General features: G+C 34.5%; 3 protein-coding genes and 1 pseudogene. All 4 read right to left on the bottom strand.

Annotated features, from left to right (window positions below):
* A pseudogene (locus HW423_RS10560) lies at nucleotides 1-326 on the bottom strand (hypothetical protein); the annotation flags it as partial.
* A 112-nt stretch (nucleotides 327-438) separates the two neighbouring features.
* The gene (locus HW423_RS10555; RefSeq protein WP_218931871.1) at nucleotides 439-1,413 is read right to left on the bottom strand and encodes a polyprenyl synthetase family protein; all 975 of its coding nucleotides are present in this window, start codon (nucleotides 1,411-1,413) and stop codon (nucleotides 439-441) included.
* A 117-nt stretch (nucleotides 1,414-1,530) separates the two neighbouring features.
* Nucleotides 1,531-3,405, bottom strand: a complete 1,875-nt coding sequence (locus HW423_RS10550; RefSeq protein ID WP_218931870.1) for an FAD-dependent oxidoreductase — start codon at nucleotides 3,403-3,405, stop codon at nucleotides 1,531-1,533.
* Nucleotides 3,406-3,764: 359 nt separating this feature from the next.
* Complete coding sequence (locus HW423_RS10545) at nucleotides 3,765-3,920, bottom strand: hypothetical protein (RefSeq protein WP_218931869.1); 156 nt, start codon at nucleotides 3,918-3,920, stop codon at nucleotides 3,765-3,767.
* Nucleotides 3,921-4,109: the final 189 nt, after the last annotated feature.

The following is a 4,109-nucleotide window of genomic DNA, read 5'->3' as shown; positions in this document are numbered from 1 at the left end:
GACTCTTCTGATTCTTCTGATGTTTCTTCGTCAGTTGACTCTTCCGATTCCTCTGATGTTTCTTCTTCAGTTGACTCTTCCGATTCCTCTGATGTTTCTTCTTCAGTTGACTCTTCCGATTCCTCTGATGTTTCTTCTTCAGTTGAATCTTCTTCAGTCGTTTCTTCTGTAGTTTCTTCTGTAGTTTCTTCCGATTCTACTTCTTCTTCGACAACAGTTGATACTTCAGATTCAACGCTTTCTGGTGCTTCTTCTTCAGCACCACAGGCAGCTAATATAAACATTGATCCTAATAATAAAGTACCCTTTAATAAATTCTTTTTCATTAATGTCATCTCCTTTTTTTTGGTAAGTGTTTACCTTCGTAATACAAAGGCAAAAATTACTTAAATTTAGTTTATAATAGAATCATTTGTTTGTCTAGTAATGACCCTGCTGTTAGTACTGTCGATTAGATATTAGTAAGATTATTTTCTCGATTTGTGCTTTATACTCAGAATCACTTATTTTATCTAGATAAAATAAGGCTTTTTCAATATATCGATTAATGAGTACTTCGGTGTTGTGAAAAGCGCCGGTTTCTTTAATCATTAACGACAACTTATCTAATGACGCTTCGTCCCACTCAACCGATTCATTAACATAACGTCTCACCGAGTCACTCTTCTCCATCGCAAGTAGTAATGGCGCCGTGTAAATTCCATTTGGAACATCCTGCATAATTGGTTTTCCGGAAGTACCTGCCGGGACTAAAAAATCAATTAAATCATCTTGTAATTGAAAAGCAATACCTAAATATGTTCCAAGTAATCTTACATTTTGTGCTTTTCGGATGTCATTGTTTGCTAGATAGTAGCCACCTGAAACTGACAGTCCAAATAACATGGCTGTCTTTCCTCTTATTTGACGAATATAATCAATCATTGTCATCTCTTTATTAAAGGTATTAGCTAGTTGCCGCAATTCACCACTCATAATATTCTCTAAAATCCACTTATTGCGGTTTTGGAACTGAACTTCATCAATTAAATCAGATGCTAAACGGCCACTGTAGCTAAAGAGATAATCACCTGCATAAACCGCGATCTTATTACTTTGTGCTATGTGCATCGCTTCAATACCACGTCTTGAATCGGCGGTATCAATCACATCATCATGAATCAACGTTGCTAAATGCAGTAACTCAATCGCTGCCGCATATGTAATTATTTTTTTGTTCATACTGCCATTTTCCATATAGAAAAACATCAAAGATAAACCTGCACGTAGATATTTACCTGGCGCATCAATGTATTCTTGTATCTTAACTTCTATTTCGGGTATGCGAATAGAAATACCTTTACGCATGGTTTGTTTAGTTTCTTTTAAGGCTTTTTCTATCTCAGGATACTCACGCCAAATCTCATGTATCAATGTTTTTTTCTCCCATCTATAAACATTATAAAAATATAAAAAGCCAGGATTTAACGAAGATAGGTCTACTTTCTATCCGTTAAAATCCTAGCTTTCGATTTAAAATAATCTATTCTTTTATCCTATATTATCTGTGTAGATATGCTTAGGTTTCCCCCATATCCAACCATCGAATAGTTTACCTAACCATGGCATTACATAGTAGTCTAATCCGAATGCACGACCTGCACCCATCATTAAAGCAATTGCAGCTGGGATGAACCACATGTTAACCCATACAAACATTCCTGATAAGCAGAACATTGCTACTAAGACAACAGTTAAACCACTTACTAAGAATGTGAATAATCCAGCAATTAAAACTAAACCAATTCCTAATTCTACTAATGACATCATTTTTTGCATGAATAATGCAACATCTTGATTTGGCATCATGAATTCCATAATCGAAGCGAACCATCCTGGCATTTCATCGAAGACTAACATTGGCTCTTCACCGTAAACATAGTTTAAACTAAAGATTTGTTTCGCTACTTCAACAACTTCTTCTGTTTCAGTTGCTGACGCAGCACTTGTTACTTCCTCTTGTAACCAAGGGAACGGGAAGACAACTTCATCTTCAAACCAAGATTGACCACCAAACATACCAAATGTTTTCTTCAATCCTTCAACTAACCACATAGCACCATAGAAGAGACGTAATGGCACTAACCATAAAATATTACCATGAGCAGATAAGTGACCACGGAAAATATTACGTTTGTGTTTAATTGTAAAGAATTCGTGACGAATATACAACCATGCATAGTAGAAACTTCCAATACTTAAGAAGTAAATCACGTTAGCTGCATGTTTAATGAACATGGCGATAAAGCCTTGAACACTGTATTTATCATAGAGATAAGCTACACCGTAAGTTGATCCAATAGATACCATGTTACCATCATATTTACCTTCGAATTCTTCTTTTTCAGTACCGCTAATTTCTGAAATGATTGATGTTGCTGCAACATCACCTGTTAACTCTGCCGCTTGAACGATTTGAGGTGTAGGCATGTTGTTGTTTGTTGGATCTTCATAATAAACTAAATCTCCAGCTACGAATACATTGTCGTATCCTTTTGCTTGCATGTATTGGTCTGCTACTAAACGACCAGCACGTGCTTGTTCAACACCCCATTCGCTAGCATCAGTATTCGCCTTAATACCTGCAGTCCAAATTGAAGTATATGTAGCAATTTTCTTACCTGAAGCAAGTTCAATATGATCTTCCGCGATTTTAGCAATTCCATCACCTAAAGTAATATCAATGCCTTTTTTACGCATATATTTCATAGCGCGCTCTTGTTCTTTTTCTGTAACAGTATTTAAAATCTTTGGAGCAGCTTCTACTAAATGGAATGAGATTTCATCTGGATTTAGTTTGTGTTCTTCAGCTAAGATTGGTAACCATTCAACTAATTCACCAATCATCTCTACACCAGTAAAACCTCCACCACATACTAAGAATGATAGCAAAGCACGACGTTTAACTGGGTCGTGTTCACGCGCAGCTTTATAAACCATATCAATAATATGTTCACGAACGCGTTCTGCATCTTCCATTGACCATAATGTGAATCCATTTTCTTTGACCCCGTCGATACCAAAATCATTTGGCTCAGCACCAACAGCTAATACTAAATAATCAAATTTATAATTGCTTTGTTCTCCAATAACAACATTGTTATCGTGATCAATTTCAGATACATTATCTGTTACTAATTTTACGTTGTTCAAACGATGGAAAATACGACGTAAATCATATTTAATTGCATCTGGTTCTAAACGTCCACCCGCAATTTCATGTAATTCAGTCATATATGTTAAATATGAATGACGATCAATTAATGTAATATTGACAGTTTTGTCTTTTTTATATTTCTTACCTAATTTTCTTGCCGCAGCAACACCGGCAAAGCCAGCACCTACAATTACTATTTCTTTTGCCAATTATATTCACTTCCTATCAAATAATTTCGTTCATAGTATATCGTTAGTATTGAGTTTTTACAATGTGTTTTTTTACTTTAATAACTTTTTCACAAGTCAATTCGTTACTTATCCCATAGGAACAAACCTACTAGCTCGCTATTTCACATAATGTTTTTTTAATGATATTTCTAATGTCAAGTGATCGATGCTATCTAAATAAGATTCTTATACTCATTCAATAATTAAAAATTTTATTGTTTTTTTCACAAGCATTTTTTTGAATCACACGCATCTTGGCTTGTAGTTTAATTCACATATGTAAATAATAAAAGGCCACTGTATATCAATCAATGATATACAGTGGCCTTTGTAAGTGATTATTTATTATTTTTAACTGATTTTGGTAATATTAGTGTGGCTTCAGGATAAGTAAAACGGGAATCTTTGCGATATAGACCTCTGAAATTTTCAACGATTGCTTTTTGTGCGACATCTTTACCTTGAGTGATTCTTGAAATTATTGTTTGTGTCATTTCATAGCCTCCTGATTATGTATGTTCTTTTACCTTATCTAATTTAACATACTCATCAAATGACTTTCTTTAAAGTTCCCTAAGAAATCGCTAGTCTTTTCATGAGTTTAACTTTAACTAAATGTGAAATCCTCACGAATAATAAGTAATTGCTCATTCATTCTCAAAAAAAGACAACCGATTTAATAA

The organism is Ruoffia halotolerans, assembly GCF_014049385.1.
Classification (GTDB): Bacteria; Bacillota; Bacilli; order Lactobacillales; family Aerococcaceae; genus Ruoffia; species Ruoffia halotolerans.
Note: the sequence above shows the minus strand (reverse complement) of the source record. Positions and strands in the feature narration are given on the sequence as shown.

Excerpts from the sequence above, each read along its gene's own strand:
- HW423_RS10545 (WP_218931869.1), bottom strand. The coding sequence starts at position 3,920 with ATGACACAAACAATAATTTCAAGAATCACTCAAGGTAAAGATGTCGCA.